Source organism: Aeromonas sp. D3 (assembly GCF_027705025.1).
GTDB lineage: Bacteria > Pseudomonadota > Gammaproteobacteria > Enterobacterales > Aeromonadaceae > Aeromonas > Aeromonas salmonicida.
This window is the reverse complement of the sequence record NZ_JAPDBE010000005.1, coordinates 17156-34908: the sequence shown is the minus strand read 5'-3', so window position 1 is coordinate 34908 and position 17753 is coordinate 17156. Positions and strand designations below refer to the sequence as shown.

Annotated in this window: 21 protein-coding genes and 1 pseudogene; 19 read left to right on the top strand and 3 right to left on the bottom strand. The window is 58.6% G+C overall.

The genetic code is table 11. The features are described 5' to 3' along the window. Window position 1: 1 nt before the first annotated feature. From OKC28_RS04925 to OKC28_RS04905, 5 genes are all read left to right on the top strand, one after another. Window positions 2-919 carry a flagellar motor protein MotB gene (locus tag OKC28_RS04925; protein WP_270687878.1) on the top strand — a complete coding sequence of 306 codons (918 nt, stop codon included), beginning with the start codon at window positions 2-4 and terminating at the stop codon, window positions 917-919. Between the two features lie 4 nt (window positions 920-923). Beyond that, complete coding sequence (locus OKC28_RS04920; RefSeq protein ID WP_011898511.1) at window positions 924-1718, top strand: ParA family protein; 795 nt, start codon at window positions 924-926, stop codon at window positions 1716-1718. Continuing rightward, the gene (locus OKC28_RS04915; RefSeq protein ID WP_270687874.1) at window positions 1715-2587 is read left to right on the top strand and encodes a chemotaxis protein CheW; all 873 of its coding nucleotides are present in this window, start codon (window positions 1715-1717) and stop codon (window positions 2585-2587) included. Before OKC28_RS04920 ends, OKC28_RS04915 begins: the two co-directional genes overlap by 4 nt. Window positions 2588-2656: 69 nt before the next feature. Then, a complete protein-coding gene (locus OKC28_RS04910; RefSeq protein WP_005298836.1) occupies window positions 2657-3145 on the top strand; it encodes a chemotaxis protein CheW in 489 nt (162 codons plus the stop codon). A gap of 18 nt (window positions 3146-3163) precedes the next feature. After that, window positions 3164-3550, top strand: coding sequence for a DUF2802 domain-containing protein (locus OKC28_RS04905; RefSeq protein ID WP_043134707.1), 387 nt, complete (start codon window positions 3164-3166; stop codon window positions 3548-3550). Here the strand turns inward: OKC28_RS04905 and OKC28_RS04900 are convergent. After that, entirely contained in the window at window positions 3545-3700 is a 156-nt protein-coding gene (locus OKC28_RS04900) for a hypothetical protein (protein WP_155601922.1), read from the bottom strand. The two genes, OKC28_RS04905 and OKC28_RS04900, sit on opposite strands and share 6 nt — an antisense overlap. A gap of 14 nt (window positions 3701-3714) precedes the next feature. Here OKC28_RS04900 and ccmA point away from each other — a divergent pair, with 14 nt between their 5' ends. The 10 genes from ccmA (at window position 3715) to OKC28_RS04850 (ending at window position 11834) form a co-directional block, all read left to right on the top strand. Next, a complete protein-coding gene (gene ccmA, locus OKC28_RS04895) occupies window positions 3715-4350 on the top strand; it encodes a cytochrome c biogenesis heme-transporting ATPase CcmA (protein ID WP_270687871.1) in 636 nt (211 codons plus the stop codon). A 4-nt stretch (window positions 4351-4354) separates the two neighbouring features. Further along, window positions 4355-5023 (top strand): heme exporter protein CcmB, encoded by a 669-nt coding sequence (ccmB, locus tag OKC28_RS04890; protein ID WP_270687869.1) that lies wholly within the window; start codon window positions 4355-4357, stop codon window positions 5021-5023. 162 nt (window positions 5024-5185) lie between these two features. After that, window positions 5186-5926: a heme ABC transporter permease gene (locus OKC28_RS04885; RefSeq protein ID WP_021140845.1), complete on the top strand. Its 741-nt coding sequence runs from the start codon at window positions 5186-5188 to the stop codon at window positions 5924-5926. Window positions 5927-5928: 2 nt separating this feature from the next. Beyond that, window positions 5929-6135: a heme exporter protein CcmD gene (gene ccmD, locus OKC28_RS04880; protein ID WP_005319258.1), complete on the top strand. Its 207-nt coding sequence runs from the start codon at window positions 5929-5931 to the stop codon at window positions 6133-6135. Then, on the top strand, window positions 6132-6623 hold the full coding sequence (gene ccmE, locus OKC28_RS04875) for a cytochrome c maturation protein CcmE (RefSeq protein WP_219592774.1): 492 nt from the start codon (window positions 6132-6134) through the stop codon (window positions 6621-6623). Before ccmD ends, ccmE begins: the two co-directional genes overlap by 4 nt. 82 nt (window positions 6624-6705) lie before the next feature. Then, complete coding sequence (locus OKC28_RS04870; RefSeq protein WP_270687864.1) at window positions 6706-8661, top strand: heme lyase CcmF/NrfE family subunit; 1956 nt, start codon at window positions 6706-6708, stop codon at window positions 8659-8661. Further along, window positions 8658-9188, top strand: coding sequence for a DsbE family thiol:disulfide interchange protein (locus tag OKC28_RS04865; RefSeq protein ID WP_005319248.1), 531 nt, complete (start codon window positions 8658-8660; stop codon window positions 9186-9188). The genes OKC28_RS04870 and OKC28_RS04865 overlap by 4 nt, the downstream gene beginning before the upstream one ends. A gap of 11 nt (window positions 9189-9199) precedes the next feature. Then, the gene (locus OKC28_RS04860) at window positions 9200-9679 is read left to right on the top strand and encodes a cytochrome c-type biogenesis protein (protein WP_021140848.1); all 480 of its coding nucleotides are present in this window, start codon (window positions 9200-9202) and stop codon (window positions 9677-9679) included. After that, the gene (ccmI, locus tag OKC28_RS04855; RefSeq protein WP_021140849.1) at window positions 9676-10944 is read left to right on the top strand and encodes a c-type cytochrome biogenesis protein CcmI; all 1269 of its coding nucleotides are present in this window, start codon (window positions 9676-9678) and stop codon (window positions 10942-10944) included. Before OKC28_RS04860 ends, ccmI begins: the two co-directional genes overlap by 4 nt. Window positions 10945-11021: 77 nt before the next feature. Then, complete coding sequence (locus OKC28_RS04850) at window positions 11022-11834, top strand: MlaA family lipoprotein (protein WP_181455187.1); 813 nt, start codon at window positions 11022-11024, stop codon at window positions 11832-11834. A gap of 115 nt (window positions 11835-11949) precedes the next feature. Here OKC28_RS04850 and sodB read toward each other — a convergent pair whose 3' ends face one another. Continuing rightward, on the bottom strand, window positions 11950-12534 hold the full coding sequence (sodB, locus tag OKC28_RS04845) for a superoxide dismutase [Fe] (RefSeq protein WP_270687858.1): 585 nt from the start codon (window positions 12532-12534) through the stop codon (window positions 11950-11952). Window positions 12535-12820: 286 nt separating this feature from the next. Between sodB and OKC28_RS04840 the strand changes: the two genes are divergently transcribed. Beyond that, window positions 12821-13165: a Grx4 family monothiol glutaredoxin gene (locus tag OKC28_RS04840; RefSeq protein WP_005319230.1), complete on the top strand. Its 345-nt coding sequence runs from the start codon at window positions 12821-12823 to the stop codon at window positions 13163-13165. Window positions 13166-13230: 65 nt separating this feature from the next. On the opposite strand, the gene OKC28_RS04835 is transcribed toward OKC28_RS04840, so the two are convergent. Further along, window positions 13231-14442, bottom strand: a complete 1212-nt coding sequence (locus tag OKC28_RS04835) for an RsmB/NOP family class I SAM-dependent RNA methyltransferase (RefSeq protein WP_058395689.1) — start codon at window positions 14440-14442, stop codon at window positions 13231-13233. A gap of 210 nt (window positions 14443-14652) precedes the next feature. On the opposite strand from OKC28_RS04835, the pseudogene OKC28_RS04830 reads away from it, so the two are divergent. From OKC28_RS04830 to pdxH, 3 genes and pseudogenes are all read left to right on the top strand, one after another. After that, window positions 14653-16627 (top strand): annotated as a pseudogene (locus OKC28_RS04830) (reprolysin-like metallopeptidase). After that, window positions 16624-16947, top strand: coding sequence for a hypothetical protein (locus tag OKC28_RS04825; RefSeq protein ID WP_021140601.1), 324 nt, complete (start codon window positions 16624-16626; stop codon window positions 16945-16947). The pseudogene OKC28_RS04830 and the gene OKC28_RS04825 overlap by 4 nt, the downstream one beginning before the upstream one ends. A 161-nt stretch (window positions 16948-17108) precedes the next feature. Continuing rightward, window positions 17109-17747, top strand: a complete 639-nt coding sequence (gene pdxH / locus OKC28_RS04820) for a pyridoxamine 5'-phosphate oxidase (RefSeq protein WP_034524277.1) — start codon at window positions 17109-17111, stop codon at window positions 17745-17747. Window positions 17748-17753: the final 6 nt, after the last annotated feature.

Here is a 17753-nt window from a genome sequence, read left to right as displayed (position 1 = left end):
CATGCGCAAGCGCTATCGTTTGCACCTGCAAGGTCGAGAGCACCTCGATCGGTGGCTGGTTTCCTATGCCGACTATATGACGCTGATCTTTGCTCTGTTCGTGGTGCTCTACTCGGTGGCGCTGGTCAACAAGGACAAGTATCGCGCCGTCATTGATGGCATGACTCAGGCTTTCAGCGTCATGCCGCCACGCAGCGATGGCTTGCTGGAAGGGCAGGGGACATCTCTGTTGAACGGCGAGGTCTCTGCCACATCTGCAGTGCTGGAGAGTGCCAGACAAGACTCCCCTTCGATTGCTCCCATCTCTGGTGTCCCCATCAAGCAAGATGGTACGACTCTTGCGACGATAGATACCCAATTGCAGGAAAACATGGGCTCACTGGTGGAGGCGGGGGTAGTCAAGCTCACGCTGGATGACAACTGGTTGACGGTAGAGCTGAGCTCTGGACTCTTGTTTGGCAGTGGCAGTGCCTTTATGAGCACTAATGCCGAGCCTGTGCTCAATACTCTTTCAAGTATTCTCAAACCGGTCGATAACTATGTGAGAGTGCGAGGCTACACAGATAACCAGCAGATAAATAATGAAATTTTCCGTTCCAACTGGACGTTGTCAGCGGCAAGAGCAGAGGCCGTGCTCACGGCTCTCATCGCCAAGGGAGTTGCCCCCCAGCGACTTGCTTACGAGGCCTACGGCGAGTTTTCTCCCTTTACCGGGAATGACAGCGAACAGGGACGTTTACAGAATCGCAAGGTGGTGGTCGCTATTTCCAAGTTCGCCTGGGTGCCACCCGCCCCCGCTCCCGTCAAGCCTGTGACGGTGGAGCCGGTTCCCGCAGTGCACCAGGCAGTCGAGGCAGGCGAGGTCAAGGTGATCACTCTGCCAGGTGGTGGCATACGTATAACAACAAGGCAGGATTGATACAGTGATTGTTTGGACGGTTGCCAACCAAAAAGGTGGGGTCGGTAAAACCACCACAGTGGTCTCGTTAGCCGGTATTCTGGCTCAGCGCGGACAGCGGGTGCTATTGATTGACACTGATCCCCATGCTTCCCTGACTGCATATCTCGACTTTGATTCAGACCGGCTGGACGGCACTCTCTATGAGTTGTTTCAGGCTGCCAAGCCTACTGCCGAGCTGGTCAATAAACTGACGCTGAGAACCAAATTCGAAAATATCCATCTTCTGCCGGCCTCCATCACATTGGCCACCCTGGATCGGGTGATGGGCAACCGGGAGGGGATGGGATTGGTGATCAAGCGTGCCCTGCTGCGTATTCAGGATCAGTATGACTATGTGCTCATCGATTGCCCGCCGGTGTTGGGCGTCATGATGGTCAACGCCCTGGCTGCCTGTGATCGGATCCTGGTACCGGTACAAACCGAATTCCTGGCTCTCAAGGGACTGGAGCGGATGATGAAAACTTTCGAAATCATGCAACGCTCCAAGCGGGAGAAGTTCCGCTTCACCGTGATCCCCACCATGTTTGACAAGCGAACCCGCGCCTCCCTGATGACCCTGAAGTCCATCAAGGAACAACATGGCGATGCAGTATGGAACGCCGTCATCCCCATCGATACCAAGTTTCGGGATGCCAGCTTGCTCCACATTCCCCCTTCTATTTATTCGCCGAGCAGCCGCGGCACTTATGCCTATGAGACTTTGCTCAACTATCTTGATGCCCAGGAGCGTCAACGTGCTCATGAGGTGACATCATGAGAGACACTACTCAAGTGAGGGCAATGGATGATTACTTCCATTCCCTGTTGTTGGATGAGGTCCTGCAGACGGAGCCGTCAGAAGCGCTTGAACCTGCTCCCGTGATCTTGTTGCAACGCCAGCCTCTGGCTGCTCCCGAGGTAGTCGTTCAACCCTATCTGGAAGCGGATGAACGGCTCGAACAGCTGAGCGAATTGCTCGCCCAGGTGGGTCAGGTGCAGTTTGAAATGGATGCCCTGAGCCATGAAGAGGTCGTCAGCGAGCCCTTGCAGATCGAGGCTGAAGATGCCTTGTTGCCGGTTGAGCCTGTCTGGCCAGAGGAGATGCCGGCCCCGGCTGTGGCCGAACCGTCAACGCTGGTGATGACAGAAACGACGGTAGAGCAGGCGCCTCAAGAAGAGGTGGCACCATCGACCTGGGAAAACATCGATACCGGTAAGGAATTTCAGGCGCTGTTCTTCGAAGTTGCCGGCGTCACCTTTGCAGTGCCCCTGACCGAGCTTGGCGGGATCCATCAGATGGGCGAAGTCTCGTCGCTGTTTGGTCAGCCCGACTGGTATCGTGGCATCATGACTTCCCGCGAGCAGAAGATGAACGTGGTGGATACCGCGCAGTGGGTGATGCCGGGTCAGCATCTGGAGATACCGGATTACAAGTATCTGATCATGTTGGGTGAATCTCCCTGGGGGCTCGCCTGCCATCATCTGAAAGGCACAGAGTTATTGCATCGTGATCAGGTCAAATGGCGTCATCAGGAGGGTAAACGCCCCTGGCTGGCTGGCATGGTCAAGGAGAAGATGTGCGCCCTGCTGCATGTCAGGGAATTGCTCCTGCTGCTGGAGCGCGGGGTCAACATAGAAGGTCGCTGATAACTTCTGCACTTGTGCTGTTTTATTGCTAGTTTTACCAGTAGACGTTTTCATAAAAGGAATAAAAACATGACAGAAAAGCGCAATATTGCACAGAATCTGGCCGAAGATGAAGTGCTGCAATGGGTCACCTTCCAGCTGGAAAATGAAACCTACGGCATCAACGTGATGCAGGTGCAGGAGGTGTTGCGCTACACCGAAATCGCCCCTGTGCCGGGTGCGCCCGAGTATGTGCTGGGTATCATCAACCTGCGCGGCAATGTGGTGACCGTCATCGACACCCGTTCCCGTTTCGGCCTGCCTTCCGGCGATGTGAGCGAGAACTCGCGCATCGTCATCATCGAGGCGGAGAAGCAGGTGATCGGTATCATGGTCGACAGCGTGGCTGAGGTGGTCTATCTGCGTTCCTCCGAGATTGATGCCGCCCCTGCGGTGGGTACCGAAGAGAGCGCCAAGTTTATTCAGGGTGTCAGCAACCGTGATGGTCAACTGCTGATCCTGGTCGATCTGAACAAGCTGCTCTCCGATGAAGAGTGGGAAGATATTGGTTCCCTCTGATAGAAAGGTGATGTTTTGATTATTGAAATAGCTGCCTTGGGGGTGTCCTTGTTGGCGTTGGTGCTGGCCCTGTACGGGGTGATCAGCAGCCGACGTGGCCAACGAGAGTCCGAGGCCAGGGTGGAGACGCTGCAAGGCCAGCTCGAGAGTCTGCGCAAGCAGATGATGGAACTGCACACGGGGGCCATCGGCATGGGCCAGCGTTTGCAGTCGGTCGAAGGGGCCATGCAGCAAGTCAACGATCGCCAGCAGGAGCTGACCCTGCAGGATCCGGAACGCCGCCTTTACAGCCGAGCCGCCAAGATGGTCGAGCTGGGTGCCGACCTCGACGAGGTCATGAACGAGTGCGAATTGCCAAAGGCCGAGGCTGAACTCTTGATTTCATTGCGAAAAGGCCGCTCATAAGTCATCGGGAAGGCGCTCGCCTTCCTGATTTTCATCTCCCGCTTTACGCGCCGAAAAGGCGGGATCTTCCCCACAAATCCTGCTGATAATTGGCATCTTTGAAAAGACGCATTCTAATACTGTGTTAATATGCAGGCCGCCTCTTTTCATCTGATTACATCCTCATGCTGCTTCAAGTTAACAATCTGAGCTGCGTGCGTGAAGATCGCACTCTGTTTGAACACCTCTCCTTTGTGGTGGCTCCCGGCGATCTGGTGCAGATTGAAGGTCCCAACGGTGTGGGCAAGACCAGCCTGTTGCGCCTCTTGACGGGTCTGTCCCAGCCGTTTGCCGGTGAAATATGCTGGAATGGCGAAAATATCCGCCACTGTCGCGATGAATATCATGCCAACCTGCTCTATCTGGGCCATCAGCCCGGTGTCAAGGCGGCGCTGACACCGCTCGAAAATCTCGCCTTCTATCAGAAACTGCATAATCCGACCCAAACCGGGGTGGATCTGTGGCGAGTGCTGGCCCAGGTCGGGCTTGCCGGTTTCGAGGACAATCCCAGCGGGCAACTCTCCGCCGGTCAGCAGCGCCGGGTGGCACTGGCAAGGCTTTGGCTCAGTGATAAACCGGCGCTCTGGATCCTGGATGAGCCCTTTACCGCCATCGACAAGCAGGGGGTAAAGGTACTGGAACGCCTCTTCCTGGCCCACGCCGAGCGGGGAGGCATGGTGATCCTCACCACCCACCAGGACATGACTCTGATGCAGGGACGGTTAAAGACCCTGTCGCTGACCCCTTTGCTGCAGGAGTAGCTTGATGTTGCGCGCCGTAATCCAGCTTATTCACCGCGAGTTGCTGATGGCTCTGCGCCAGCGCTCCGACATTTTAAACCCGCTCTGGTTTTTCCTGATCGTCATTACCCTGTTTCCCCTCGGCATAGGCCCCGAACCCAAGCTGCTGGCCCGCATTGCCCCCGGTATCATCTGGGTGGCTGCCTTGCTGGCGGCCATGCTTTCCCTTGAGCGGCTGTTTCGGGATGATTTCAGCGATGGGGCGCTTGAGCAGATGATGCTGATGCCTCATCCACTCGGGCTGCTGGCGCTGGCAAAAGTGATCGCTCACTGGTTGCTGACAGGGCTGCCACTGTTGCTGGTCTCACCGCTGCTTGCCATCCTGTTGTCGCTGGACATGGACACCTATCTGGCCGTGGTCGCGACCCTGGCGCTGGGAACCCCTGTGCTGAGCCTGCTAGGGGCAGTCGGCGTCGCCCTGACGGTGGGGCTGCGCAAGGGCGGTGTCTTGCTGAGCCTGCTGATCCTGCCGCTCTATATTCCGGTACTGATTTTTGCCACCTCCGCCATCGATGCGGCGGGGATGGGCTTGCCCTATGCTGGCCAGCTCGCTATTTTGGCCGCCATGCTGGTGGGGGCTTTGACCCTGACTCCGCTGGCAGTATCGGCGGCGCTCAGGGTCAGCCTGAACTGACGTTGGGGATGAGCACAGGGCTCCTGATGGGTCATTGTGGAAAAATAATGTTGCGATGGATCAAGAAGAGGGTCGCTTATTGCTTTCGGGGTATTTGATGTCACCCCGAGGTCAGTATGGTAGGCCTCGCCAAACAATTAATAACAAAAGGTTTTGTGAGCTATGTGGAAATGGTTGCACCCTTACGCTAAACCCGAGCGAGCCTATGGGCTGGCAGGGACCTTGCTGCCCTGGTTTGCCGTGACAAGTCTGCTGTCATTTATCATCGGCACTGTCTGGGGGCTGGCCTTTGCACCGGCCGACTATCAGCAGGGTGACTCTTTCCGGATCATCTATATCCATGTTCCTTCCGCGATTCTCTCCATGGGGGCCTACTCCACCATGGCGGTGGCCGCCTTTATCGGGCTGGTGTGGCAACTGCGAATGGCCGACATGACGGTGGCGGCCATTGCGCCGGTCGGCGCCGTGTTCACCTTTATTGCACTGTTCACCGGGGCTGCCTGGGGAAAACCCATGTGGGGCACCTGGTGGGTATGGGATGCGCGCCTCACCTCGGAGCTGATCCTGCTGTTTCTCTATCTTGGTGTGATCGCGCTTTACAATGCTTTCAGCGACAAGGTGGTGGCAGGCCGCGCCGCTGGCATTCTGGCACTGGTGGGGGTGATCAACCTGCCCATCATTCACTACTCGGTGGAGTGGTGGAACACCTTGCACCAGGGCGCCAGCATCACCAAGTTTGACAAACCCTCCATTTCCCCCGAGATGCTGTGGCCGCTGCTCATCATGATACTGGCGTTTGCCGCCTTCCTCGGAGCCCTGACCCTGATGCGTTTTCGAAACGAGCTCTTGATGCGGGAGTGGCATCGCCCCTGGGTCAAAGATATTGCCGAGCAGGAGAAGTAAGCATGCACTTTGCCTCTTTCAGTGACTTCATGGCGATGGGCGGTTACGCCTTCTATGTCTGGCTCTCTTTTGGTCTGACCCTGATCTGCCTGGTTGGCATCGTCATTTCCACCCGTATAAAAACCCGCAGCCTGCTTGGCGAGTTGCGTAGCAAGCAGGCGCGAGAGGCCCGCCGCAAGGCGGCCCAGCAGATGGAGAACACCCTATGAACCCGAGACGCAAAAAACGCCTCACCATCATACTGGCGATCAGTGCCGGTTTGGCCGCCGTGATCGGCCTGGTGCTCTACGCCCTCAGCCAGAACATCGATCTCTTCTACACCCCGAGTGAGCTGGTAGAAGGCAAGGGACCGGACAAGATCAAGCCCGAAGAGGGGCAGCGCCTGCGCATCGGTGGGCTGGTGGTACCGGGTTCCGTGCAGCGGGATCAGCAAAGCCTCAAAGTAGCCTTCAAGCTGGTGGATAATGGCGGACATCTGGTGACCGTCGAGTTTGACGGCATACTGCCGGACTTGTTCCGGGAAGGGCAGGGCATAGTAGCCCAGGGGACCCTCAAGAACGCCACTACGGTAGAGGCGTTCGAGGTGCTGGCCAAGCACGATGAAAACTACATGCCGCCGGAAGTGGCCGAGGCCACCAATGGCATGCATTTCAAACCGGAATATACCGAGGCGCAGTTGAAGGGAGCCAAGCAATGAGTCTGGCTACCTGCTCGCCGTTTTCATCGTTTCTCACCCGCGCACAGGTGTGTGCTGCAACTCAACCTGAAGGAACTCTGAAATGATCCCGGAATTAGGGCAGTTTTCACTGATCCTGGCCTTTGCCATCGCCATCTTGCTGGGGGTTTATCCCTTGCTCGGCGCCCAGTGGGGGCGCCTTGGCATGATGTCGACCGCCCGTCCGCTGGCCTATGCCCAGTTTTTGCTGTTGTTGCTGTCGTTTCTGTGCCTGACCTGGGCCTTTATCGACAACGACTTTACCGTGCAGTATGTGGCTACCAACTCCAATACCCTCTTGCCGCTGGCGTATCGGATCTCTGCCGTCTGGGGGGCTCATGAGGGCTCCTTGCTGCTATGGGTATTGACCCTGGCAGGCTGGACGGCGGCAGTGGCCCTGTTCAGTCGCAGTTTGCCGCTCGATGCGGTGGCGCGGGTGCTCGGGGTGCTAGGATTGATCTCCATCGGGTTTACCGCCTTCGTGCTGTTTACCTCCGATCCCTTCACCCGGACCCTGCCTTACTTCCCTGTGGATGGCCGCGATCTTAACCCTTTGTTGCAGGATCCGGGTCTTATCTTCCATCCGCCCATGCTCTACATGGGGTATGTGGGCTTCTCGGTCGCCTTTGCCTTTGCCATCGCTTCCCTGATGACGGGGCGTCTCGACGCCACCTGGGCGCGCTGGTCCCGTCCCTGGACCATGGCGGCCTGGGTCTTCCTGACCTTGGGCATAGTGCTTGGTTCCTGGTGGGCTTATTACGAGCTCGGCTGGGGTGGTTGGTGGTTCTGGGATCCGGTAGAAAACGCCTCCTTCATGCCCTGGCTGGCAGGCACTGCCCTGCTGCACTCGCTGGCGGTAAGCGAGAAGCGGGCCACTTTCAAGGCCTGGACAGTGCTGCTGGCACTATCCGCCTTCTCCCTGAGCCTGCTCGGCACCTTCCTGGTGCGTTCCGGCGTATTGGTATCGGTGCATGCATTTGCCTCCGATCCGACCCGCGGCCTGTTTATTCTGGGCTTCCTGCTGGCGGTGATCGGCAGTTCGCTCCTGCTGTTTGCCTTCAAGGGCTCTCAGGTGAAGAGCCATGGCAAGCATGAGTTGTGGAGTCGCGAGACCCTGCTGCTCGGTAACAACATCATGCTGGTGGCGGGTCTGCTCACCGTGCTGCTCGGCACCCTGTTGCCGCTGGTGCACAAGGAGCTGGGGCTTGGCAGCATCTCCATAGGTACTCCCTTCTTCAACCACATCTACAGCTGGCTGATCATTCCGTTTGCCCTGTTGATGGGGGTTGGCCCGCTGTTTCGCTGGCGCCGTCAGGGGCTGGGCGAACTCAAGGGCAAGGTGATCTTCGCTCTGGTTCTGAGTCTGGTCGCCGCCATCTTGCTGCCACTGTGGCTGGCCGAGGCGTTCAAACCCTGGGCTGCTGTGGGAATTGGTCTGGGCGCCTGGATCATCATCACCAGCATCCAGGAGACCTGGGTACGCGCCACCCACAAGCACTCCTTCGCTACCGGGGTGCGCAAGCTGGGCAACAGCCATTGGGCCATGATCCTGGGGCACGTGGGGCTGGCCGTCAGCATCATAGGTATCGCCTGTACCCAGAACTACAGCATCGAAAAAGATCTGCGCATGCAGGCCGGTGACAGGGTGCAGTTTGCCGATTACGAGTTTGTTTTCACCGGCATTCGGGAAAAGAACGGCCCCAACTACGACGGCTTCAAAGGTGTGCTGGAAGTACACCAGGATGGCAAGCAGGTGGCCCTGCTCAAACCCGAGAAGCGGATGTACACAGTGAGCCGGATGCCGATGACGGAAGCGGCGATTGACGCCGGTTTTACCCGGGATCTTTATGCGGCGCTCGGCGAGCAGCTGGACAACGGTGCCTGGGCGGTACGGATTTATTACAAACCCTTCGTGCGCTGGATCTGGTTCGGTGGCGTCTTCATGGCCATTGGCGGCGTGCTGGCCATGCTGGACAAGCGTTACCGTTTTGGCCGTCGTGAAGAGGAGGCCAAGGCATGAACAAGAAGACCTGGCTGTTTCTGATCCCCTTTATTATTTTTCTGTTGGGTGCTGTCTTCCTGTTCAAAGGGCTCTATTCCGACCCCACCAAGCTCGAGTCAGTGATGGTGGACAAGGAAGTGCCCGTGTTCACCCTGCAGGACATCTACGACCTGAACAAGCAGCATGATCGCAGCATCCTCAAGGGGCGCCCCATGCTGCTCAACGTCTGGGCTACCTGGTGCCCGACCTGCTACGGCGAACACACCTACCTCAAGCAACTGGCGGAGCAGGGCATCCCCATTGTCGGCATGAACTACAAGGATGAGCGGGACAAGGCCATCCGCTGGTTGACCGAGCTTGGCAATCCCTATCAGGTCAACCTGTATGACCCGGATGGCATGCTGGGGCTGGATTTGGGTGTCTATGGGGCACCCGAGACCTTCTTTATCGACAGTCAGGGCATCATTCGCTATCGCCATGTGGGGGATGTGAATCCACAAGTCTGGGCCACTACCCTCAAGCCCATCTTCGAGTCCATGAAATGAGAAGGTGCCTGATGAAAACACTGATTGCCTCCCTGCTGTTGCTGGCGGGATTGGGTGGCGCAGGACCGGCCTTGGCTGCGATTGATGTCTATACCTTTGACACTCCCGCGCAAGAGCAGACTTTTCGCGAGCTGACCCGCGAGTTGCGCTGCCCCAAGTGTCAGAACCAGGACATCGCCGATTCCAATGCAGGGCTTGCCAAGGACTTGCGGGACAAGACCTACCAGATGGTGCGCGAGGGCAAGGAGAAGCAGGAAGTGGTGGACTACATGGTCGCCCGCTACGGCAACTTCATTTTGTATAACCCGCCGCTGATGGCGTCGACCCTGATCCTCTGGCTCGGCCCGCTGCTGGTCATCGTCATTGGCGCCGTCACTGTGGTGGTGCGCAGTCGCCGTCGTCCCGTCATGGCCAAACAGGCGGATAGCGCCCTGAGCGCACAGGAGCAGGATCGTCTGGCTGCCCTGCTCAAAGAGGAAGAGAAACAATGACCGCATTTTTGATTGTGATCGCGGCCTTGCTGGTGTTGGTGAGTCTGACCCTGGCGATGCCGCTGTGGCGTGGTGAGGGCAAGCAGAGCATCAGCCGTTCGGCTCTCAACAAGCAGCTTTATCGTCAGCGTTTGCTGGAAATCGGCGAAGAGCGCGAGCAAGGAATATTGGCTGAGGAGCCGGAATCCCTGGTCGAGCTGCAACGCAGCCTGCTGGATGACATCCCCGATGTGGAGCAGAGCGCCCGTGGCGGCAAGAGCCTGATCTGGATCCCGGGTGTGCTGGTGCTGGTGGTGGTGAGTCTGGGGCTCTATTACAAGCTGGGCGCCTGGCAGGAAGTCCAGCGCTGGCAGGATGCCAGCAGTCGACTGGGTGAGCTGAGCAACCGCATTCTGGTTGAGCGGGATGCCCAGGTGACCGAGCAGGACCTGCTGGACTTCATGCTGGCGTTGCGCACCCGTCTGAAAGACGAGCCGAATGATTACCGTGGCTGGCTGCTGCTGGGTCGTTTGTCGCTGGATGGCAATGATCCTGACATGGCCCGCGAGGCCCTTGAGCGCGCCTATGATCTGGCTCCGCAGAAGACCATGGTAGCCGTGCCCTACGCCCAGGCCTTGATGATGACGGGGGATGATGCCCAGGCCGATCAACTGCTGAGCAGCGCCATTGCGCTGGATCCGGCCAACATAGAGGCCAGATCCGTCTATGCCTTCATGGCGCTGCAAAAAGAGGACTTCAAGACAGCGCTGATGCGTTGGCGCGAGATGCTGCCGCTGATGGAGAAGGGCTCGACCCGCTACGCCATGGTGGAGCGCTCCATCGACTATGCCGAGCAGCAGTTGAAGCAGCGTGGCATAGCGGTGACGACCCCTGGTGCAGCCAACAAGCGTGATGAGCAGGGGAAACAGCTGGAGGTGAAGAAAGGGGAGTTTCCGATCCATGTCACCCTGGCTGCCGGCATTCAGATGCCGGAAGATGCTCATCTGTTCGTTTTTGCCGTGGTGCCCAATGGGCCGCCCATGCCCATCGCCGTGAAGCGCATCGCAGGACCCACTTTGCCTGTTACCCTTTCTCTGGGGGATGGTGATGCCATGATGGAGGGCAGCAAGCTTTCCGCCTATCCGCAACTGCAGTTCAAGGCACGGCTTTCTCGCGGCGGCAACGTCATGAACAAGGAAGGGGCGTTCGAAGGGGTATCGACATCTGTCCCGACGGATGCGATTCCTTCAGCGCCGATTGACATCCGTATCGATCACGCCCTCTAATACCCCTTTGCCCCGCCCCTCTATGGGGCGGGTGCCTATAATTCGGATTAATCACAATAAAAAACTAGGACTTCCATATGTATGTGCGTTCAGTGGCATTGATGGCGGCATTGTTGTTGGGAGGCTGTGCGGGTGGCCCACCCAAGCCGGGCCCCGAGAGTCTTGATCTCAATGAAGCACCGGGTCGGCCCGAGGCGACCAGTACTGCCAGCGATGGCCGCGACCCCTTCCAGGGGGCAAACCGGGCCATGTGGGTGGTCAACTACGATGTGCTGGAGCCCTATGTGGCCCGCCCCGTTGTGCATGGCTATGCCCGCTATATTCCGCAAGGCATGAAGGATGGCATCGAGAACCTGGTTGAGAACTTCAACGAGCCGAGCAGCATGGTCAACCATCTGATCACCGGTGACTTGCAAGGCGCGGGGACCAACCTCGGCCGCTTTACCCTCAACACCACTATCGGTTTGCTGGGTATCTTCGATGTGGCCAAGCATGCCGGGCTCGAACGCGACAAGCTGGAACTCAATACAGTACTGGGTCGTGCCGATATCGGCGATGGTGCCTATCTGATGGTGCCCGTCTACGGTCCTACCACGACGCGCAAGCTGGTGGGGGATACCATAGATACCATCTACTTCCCCTATGCCCTGTTGACGCTGCCGCTGCGAGTCACCCACTGGATGCTGGATGGATTGGGTACCCGCTCCAAGCTGATCGATCAGGAGAGGATCATCGATAACGCGCTCGATCCTTATGCTCTGACCAAGGATTTCTATCTGCAGCACAACCAGAACAAAGTGACCGGTCGTCAGACCGAGTTCAAGCAGACGCCGGCGGAGAAAGCCGACGATGCCAATCTGGATGACTATCTGGACGAGATAGACCAGTGATGCCACTGGCTGTTGATAACAGGCGCCTTCGGGCGCCTTTTTCATATCCGCTGCAGGCTCATTTCTGCCATAAAAAACGCCCCGCAGTGCGGGGCGTTTTGGCAAGAAGCGGCTATCAGGCAGCCAGGTTCTTGGCCACGAATTCCCAGTTCACCAGGTTCCAGAAGGTTTCCATGTACTTCGGACGCAGGTTGCGGAAATCGATGTAGTAGGCGTGTTCCCACAGGTCGACGGTCAGCAGCGGTGTAGTACCGGCTTCGGTCAGCGGGCAACCGGCGTTGGAAGTGTTGACGATGGCCAGGGAGCCGTCGGCTTTCTTCACCAGCCAAGTCCAGCTGGAACCGAAGTTGCCGATGGCAGACTTGGTGAAGGCATCCTTGAACTCGGCGAAGGAGCCAAACGCCTTGTTGATGGCATCAGCCAGGGCGCCGGTTGGCTCGTTGCCACCGTTCGGGGAGAGGCAGTGCCAGTAGAAGGTGTGGTTCCAGATCTGGGCGGCGTTGTTGAAGATGCCGCCAGTGGAGGTCTTGATGATCTCTTCCAGAGACTTGCCTTCAAACTCGGTACCTGGCACCAGGTTGTTCAGGTTGACCACGTAGGTGTTGTGGTGCTTGCCGTGATGATATTCCAGAGTTTCCTGGGAGATGTGCGGTTCCAGGGCATTGATTGCGTAGGGCAGAGCGGGAAGTTCGAAAGCCATTTTCTACTCTCCATTGGCTGGCCGTGCGAAGGCGACGGTTGCAAGACATTGCGTACTCTTTTCTATTTTGAAAAGAATTGTTCTTGAAATGATGGGGCCAGATGGCCCAAAGCCCGTCGATTGTACCAGCATCAAAGATGGGCTAACAACTCTTGATTCTCGCCATGATCCGGATCAAGCTACGGCGTATTGATTCATCACTTCTTGCATCCAGGACGGTTTGTCAGTTTGTGGTCTGCAAGGATTGCAGTAGAATGGCCGCCGAAATCGCTCTAGTGAGGCACCTATGGAAACTATTGAAAAGATCAAACAGCAGCTGGCTGACAATCCCATCATCCTGTACATGAAGGGTTCCCCCAAGCTACCCAGCTGCGGTTTCTCTGCCCAGGCCTCCCAGGCTCTGATGTCCTGTGGCGAGCCGTTTGCTTATGTCGACATACTGCAAAATCCGGACATCCGCGCCGAGCTGCCGAAGTTCGCCAACTGGCCCACCTTCCCGCAACTGTGGGTAGAGGGTGAGCTGGTCGGTGGCTGCGATATCCTGATCGAGATGTTCCAGGCCGGCGAGCTGCAGACCCTGATCAAGGAAACTGCCGCCAAGCACAAGCAGGATGACGTTGCTGCCGAATAAGGTCGCATCTGCATCATGCAAAAAGGGGAGCCAATGGCTCCCCTTTTTTATCACGGCAGACAGGATCAGCTGATGCGCTCGATCCGCGCCATATAGAAGCCGTCGAAGCCGGTCGCTGACGGGCTGACGGTGTGGTCATCCCGCAGACGATAGTTGTCGTTGGCAGCCAGGAATTTGTCCACTTGCTGACGGTTCTCCTGGGGCAGGATGGAGCAGGTTGCATAGACCAGCAGACCCCCCACCTTCACCATCTGGCTGTAGCGCTGCAGTATCTCCTCTTGCAAGGCGACCAGCACCGGCAGTCGCTCGGCGGTGTCGCGCCATTTGGCATCCGGATTGCGCTTGAGCACGCCAAGACCGGAGCAGGGCACGTCCAGCAGTACGCGATCGGCAGTGCCTTTGAGGCGCTTGACAGTCTTGCTGCTCTCGATGACGCGGGTTTCCACGTTGTGGGCACCGGCACGGCGGGCGCGCTGCTTGAGGTTTTCCAGCTTCCACTCTTCCACATCCATTGCCAGCAGACGGCCCTTGCCTTCCATCATGGCGGCGATGTGCAGGGTCTTGCCGCCGGCACCGGCGCAGGCATCGATGACTCGCATGCCAGGGGTGACTTCCAGCGCCGCTGCAACCAGCTGGGAGCCTGCGTCCTGCTGCTCGAACCAGCCATCGGCAAACGCCTTGGTGCGAAACAGGGCGGCATCAGAGGTGACCTGCAGGGCGGTAGCGACCCCTTCAACCGGAATTGTGTTGACCTGCTCCTTGGCCAGTGCGGCTTGCAGCTGTTCCCGCGTGCATTTGAGGGTGTTGACCCTCAGGTAACGCTTGGGCATCCAGGCCAGGGCGGCGCGCTCTGCAGGCCAGGCCTCGCCCAACTGCTCGCTGCCCAGCTTTTCCAGCCAGGCAGGGCAACCATCCATCAGCACCGGATTTTTCTTCGCTTCTGTCAGGCGGCGACGGAATGCTTCTTCGTTGAAGCGATCCAGGGTTGGATGGTTGGACTGAACTATCTTGTGGAAGGCGTGCCAACTGTGCAGCAGCGGCCAGACGTTTTTTTCGGCCTGACGCACCTGAATACCGGTCAGGGCGCAGTAGAGGCTGAGGCGACGCAGCAGGTCGCCGGTGACCAGGGCAATCCTTGCCTGTTCTTGTGGCTTGATTTCGATGCCGGAGAAGTGGCGTGCATAGGCTCTGTCCAGGGTGAGACCCTGGCCTAATACATCGTCAACTATGGCAACGACCAGATCCCCGGAACGGGGCAACAGTGGGGACTTGAGCATGAGATTAACCTTGGCCAGATAAAGATGAACCGCCTCCCTATCGAGCGCGGTTCTAAAACTGATAAATCCGCGCAATGATAGGGGTTAGACAGGGTTGGCGCAACACTCCCCATTCGGGAAATGCATAGACGATGGCGCTGGACTAATCGGACCAGCAGGAAAATGATGCCAGCTAGAGTTCAGATGAGTGCATTTAAAAGGACTGAAAAGATGCAGCTGATGAAATATTCGCCTTTGGCGCTGGTTGTGGCCAGCCTGATGAGCTCTGGCGGCCAAGGAGTGGAGTACGGTGGCGGCGCGCGCCACGGCGGCCGACGGTTATGATGTGCGGGCGAACCAGTTTCGGGTGGCCAAGGTGCCCCTCGATTACTTTGTCGGCCTGCAGGCCGGGGGGCGCCAGCTGACCTTGCCCCTGCCTGACGGGGGGGAAGTGACCTTCGCGCTGCAGGCCTATGACCTGCTGCCTGCCGATCTTGCCGCCAAGTACCCCGATATCCTGACCTTCAAGGGCCATAATCCGGCGGAGCCGGTAGAGACGGGCCGTTTCGATCTCGGTCCGCAAGGCTTCCACGCCATGTTCAGCCATCAGGGCAAGATGGTGTTTGTCGACCCGCTGCCCAATGCCGAAGGCTATGCCGTCTACTACCAGCAGGATGCCTACAGCCGGCTGGAAGAGGAGGCCGACAAGGTGATCGGCCGTGGCGCCAACACCCTGGCCCGCAAGGTGCAGGTGGATGGCAACGAGCGCAAGCGCTATACCATCGCCATCTCGGCGACCGGAGAGTATACCCAGTTCCACGGTGGCTCCAAGGTCTTGACCATGGGGGCGATTGCCACCCTGCTCAACCGGATGAACGAGGTATATCAGCGCGACGTGGGGGCCGAGTTCAAGCTGGCCAGCGGCAATGACGCCATCATCTTTACCGATCCAGCCAGTGACCCCTTCACCAATAGTGACAGTGATGCCAATCTCAACAGCGCCGTACAGGCCAATGCACAGAGCTTGCCCGATAGGGCTCTGGGGGAATTCGATATTGGCCATGTGCTTAATACCAAAGGTGGCGGCTTGGCAAGCCTGGGGGGTCTCTGTACCGTGCGTAAGTCGATAGGCGTGACAGGCTCGCCAACGCCAGTGGGGGATGCCTTCTTTATCGACTATGTGGCCCACGAAATCGGCCACCAGTTCGGTGCCGATCACACCTTCAACGGTACCACCAACAATTGCGGCGGTGGCAACCGGGTAGCCAATCAGGCCTGGGAACCGGGCAGCGGCACTTCCATCATGGCCTATGCCGGTATCTGTGGGGATGAAAACATCCAGCGGCAAGGTGATCCCTATTTCCACAGCAAATCCATCGAGCAGATGCGAGCGCACATGGCCACGGTACCGACCTGTGGCACCACGCTGAGCTTCAGCAACAACGCGCCTCAGGCCGCAGCAGGTGCCAATTACGCCATTCCTGCCAATACCCCCTTCGTGCTCAGAGGGGCAGGGGCGGATCTGGACAAGGATCCCCTGACCTACACCTGGGAGCAGATCGATCTGGGCACAGAGTCCAGCAGCACCCTCGACATGATCGACGATGGTACCCGCCCGCTGTTCCGGTTCGTCTCGCCCACCAGCTCGCCGGAGCGGATCCTGCCCAGCTTGCCCTCCCTGCTGACCGGTACCCTGGCCAAGGGCGAGGCCTGGCCCACCACCAACCGGGAGCTCAACTTCCGGCTCACTGTGCGTGATGGCCAGGGCGGCGTCGCCAGCGATGACATGAAGGTGCAGGTGGTCAATACCGGCAGCGCCTTCCGCCTGACCAGCCCGTTGGGCGTGACGGTGACGCCGGGGGCCAGCCAGGCCGTCAGCTGGGATGTGGCAGGCACCAATGCTGCGCCAATCAATTGCAGCAAGGTAAACCTGTTCGTGACTCAGAATGAGGGGGCAAACTGGTCGACCCTGGCCACCAGCCAGCCCAACAGTGGCTCGGCCACCGTGACTCTGCCGACCAACCTCACCAGCAGCGTCAGGCTGAAGGTGGCCTGTAGCGACAACATCTTCTTCGCCATCAGCCCGCTCAAATTGCCGGTCGCGCAAAGTGGCGGCAGCTCGGGTGGTGGTGGCGGTGGTGCTCTTGGCTTCTGGGCACTGGCGCTGGCCCTGGCCCTGTTCGGCTGGCAGCGGAGGCGGGCATGAGAGCCACCGGCTTGCTGCTGCTTGCTCTGCTTGGCGGGTGTCAGGCGGATGCCGACACCTTGGAGCAGACGGTCAGCGCCAGCCTTGCCAGGCAGGATTACCGGCTGATAGTGCGGGCCGGGCGCGGCGAAGTGGCGCCCGGCATTGCGGCAAATGAGCAGGACGCCGCCAAGGCGCGTTGTGGCGTGCGCTACCTCGATGGGCTGGGGGATGTCATCAGACCCGGTCAGGAAGAGGCTCAGGCCAGGCTGAGGGCCTATGCGGCCGAGTATAACCAGCGCATGCTGGCCCATTGCCCACCGGCTGCCGGCAAGCAATAAGCCCGCAGCCGGGTGTGGGCAGAAAAGGGGAGGCGCAAGCCTCCCTTTCTTTTTTGGTGCTGGCATTTGGCCGCCCCGAGGCTTGTACCCATGGCGTGCTCGTCGCACAATGCCAGCACGCATGGCCGCATCGGCGGCAAAAAGAGAGAAGGAAAATCAAGATGATGGATGTAGCTGATCTGCGCCGTGAATATACCCGGGGCGGATTGCACCGGGCCGATCTGCCGGCCGACCCCCTGGCCCTGTTCGAGAAGTGGCTGGCCCAGGCCTGTGAGGCCAAGTTGACCGATCCCACCGCCATGGTGGTGGCGACCGTGGATGCCGAGGGGCAGCCCTGGCAGCGCACCGTGCTGCTCAAGCACTACGACGCCCAGGGCATGGTGTTCTACACCAACATGGGCAGCCGCAAGGCACACCAGCTGGAAGGCAACCCCCGCATCAGTCTGCTCTTCCCCTGGCACACCCTGGACCGCCAGGTGCACGTGACTGGGCGGGTAGATAAGATGAGCACCTTCGAGGTGATGAAGTACTTCCACAGTCGCCCCAAGGATAGCCAGATAGCTGCCTGGGTTTCCAAGCAGTCGACCCGCATCTCGGCCCGCGGCGTGCTGGAGGCCAAGTTCCTCGAGCTCAAGCAGAAGTTTGCCAATGGCGAAGTGCCGCTGCCGAGCTTCTGGGGCGGCTATCGGGTGGTGATCGACACGGTAGAGTTCTGGCAGGGGGGCGAGCATCGCCTGCACGATCGCTTCTACTACACCCGCGAGGGCGATGGCTGGCACATAGAGCGGCTGGCACCCTGAGAGTCT